Origin of the sequence: Elioraea sp. (assembly GCF_051860475.1) — a bacterium.
Lineage (GTDB): Bacteria > Pseudomonadota > Alphaproteobacteria > Acetobacterales > Acetobacteraceae > Elioraea.
Map to the genome: position 1 here is coordinate 1 of NZ_JBHYDW010000266.1, position 2,281 is coordinate 2,281.

1 protein-coding gene is annotated in these 2,281 nt (G+C 71.0%); it reads left to right on the plus strand.

Annotation, left to right across the window (positions count from 1 at the left end; all coding sequences use genetic code 11):
* Positions 1 to 252 precede the first annotated feature (252 nt).
* A partial coding sequence (gene glnD / locus ACTIFU_RS23470; protein WP_439580749.1) for a [protein-PII] uridylyltransferase occupies positions 253 to 2,281 on the plus strand: 2,029 nt, incomplete at its 3' end.

A 2,281-nucleotide genomic window follows, 5' to 3' on the forward strand; every position in this document is an offset into this window, starting at 1 on the left:
CGCCGGCCGCGCGCTGCGTCCGTGCAGGGCGTCCGGCATCACTCGCTCGGCCGATATCCGGTGCAGTCCGCAACGCTTATGCCGACATCGTATCTCAAGTGTGCCAGCCGGGGACCACACAACTTGCGGACGAAGATCCCGGACTCATCGCAAACATCCCGCGATCCGGCTCCATCGCCCAAGGGTCGGACCGCACGCGGCCTTGCCCGACTCCCCCTTCTTCGCGACTGCGAAATGCGGTTACACTGCCCCATGGACCAAGCTGTCGGCGGGCTTCCCTCCGCCGCCGGACGGGGCAGGGCGGCCCCGCCGGCGGGCACCGACGCGCTTGCCGCCGAGCTCCGCGCGCTGCCGCGCAACGGCGCCAATCCGCCGCGCGACGAGGCACTGGTGCTGTTCCGCCGGCATCTCGGCCGGGTCCAGGCGGACACCAAGGCACGGTTCGAGGCCGGGTTGTCCGGGCTGGAGGCTGCGCGCCTGCTCGGCGAGCGCATGGATGAGGCGGTGCGTCTGCTGCATGCCTGGACCACGCGCACGGTGTTCCCGCCCGGCGTGGAGTCCGCCGGAGAGGCGCTGGCGTTGTGCGCCACCGGCGGGTTCGGCCGCGGCGTGCTGGCCCCGTTCTCCGACCTCGACCTGCTGTTCCTCACGCCCTGGAAGGAGCCCCCGCGCACCGAGCAGGTGGTGGAGTTCATGCTCTACTTCCTATGGGATCTCGGGTTGAAGGTCGGGCACGCGACCCGCAGCATCGACGAGTGCATCGCCCATGCCCGCAGCGATCAGACGATCCGCACCTCGCTGATCGACGCGCGGTTCCTGGCGGGTGACCGCGCGGTGTTCGACGCCTTCGCCGAGCGCTTCCGCGAGGACTGCGCGCGCCAGGGCGCGGCCGCATTCTTCGCCGCCAAGCGTGCCGAGCGCGCCGAGCGTCACCGCAAGTATGGCGATTCCGCCTTCCTGCTCGAGCCGAACGTGAAGGACGGCAAGGGCGGCCTGCGCGACATGCAGACCCTGTTCTGGATGATGCGCCACACCAGCGGCATCAACCGGTTCGAGGAGGCGGTCGATCCCGCGCTGCCGGGCGGACCGCTGATGACCGAGGGCGAGGCGCGGGCCTGGCGCCGGGCCGCCGAGTTCCTGTGGTCGGTACGCTTCCACCTGCACTACACCGCGAGCCGCGCCGAGGAGCGCCTCACCTTCGACCTCCAGCCGGTGATCGGCGCCGCGATGGGCTACACCAAGCATGGCGCGGTGCAGGGGGTCGAGCGCTTCATGAAGCACTACTTCCTGACCGCGCGCGAGGTGCGCCGGCTCACCCTCACGATCGAGCCGGTCGTGGAGCGCGTCGCGCTCGGCCAGCCGGCGCTGGCGCCGGAGGCGCCACCGGCCCTTGCCGCGCGCGGCTTCGCCCTGGAAGCAGGCAAGCTTGTGCTGGCGCCCGGGCGCAGTTTCGCGGCCGAGCCGATCCTGCTGTTCCGCGTGCTCCAGGCCGCCCGCGACACCGGGCGCGAGCTTCATCCGCTGACGTTGCGGGAGCTGGTGCAGGCCGCGCGCCACGCCGCGCGGCTGCGCGACGATCCCGACGCCAATGCCGCGTTCCTCGATCTCGCCGCCTCGCCGAAGATGGACAGCGCGCAGTGGCTGAAGGTGCTCAACCTCGCCGGGATCCTCGGCCGGTTAATCCCCGACTGGGCGCGCGTGGTCGGACAGATGCAGTTCGACACCTACCACGTGTTCACCGTCGACGAGCATACGATCGAGGCGGTGCGCGTGCTCAACGAACTGGAACAGGGGGAGCTTGCCGGGATCGCGCCGGTCGCCACCGCGCTCATGGGCCACGTGCAGTCGCGCCGCGCGCTCTATGTCGCGATGCTGCTGCACGACATCGCCAAGGGGCGCGGCGGCGACCATTCCGAGCTCGGCGCCCAGGTGGCGCAGGAGCTTGGCCCGCGGCTCGGCCTCTCGGCCGAGGAGACCGAGACCGTGTCGTGGCTGGTGCTGCACCACCTCGTGCTGAGCCAGACCGCGTTCCGCCGCGACATCGATGACCCGAAGACCATCCTCGATCTCGCCGAACTGGTGCAGAGCCCGGAGCGGCTGCGGCTGCTGATGGCGCTGACGGTGGCCGACATGCGCGCGGTCTCGTCGAAGATCTGGAACAACTGGAAGGCCACGCTGCTGCGCGAGATCTACTGGCGTGTGGCCGAGGTGCTGGCGGGCGGGCTCAACGTGCCCGAGCGCGACACGCGCGTTGCACGGGCGAAGCAGGCGGCGGCGGCGG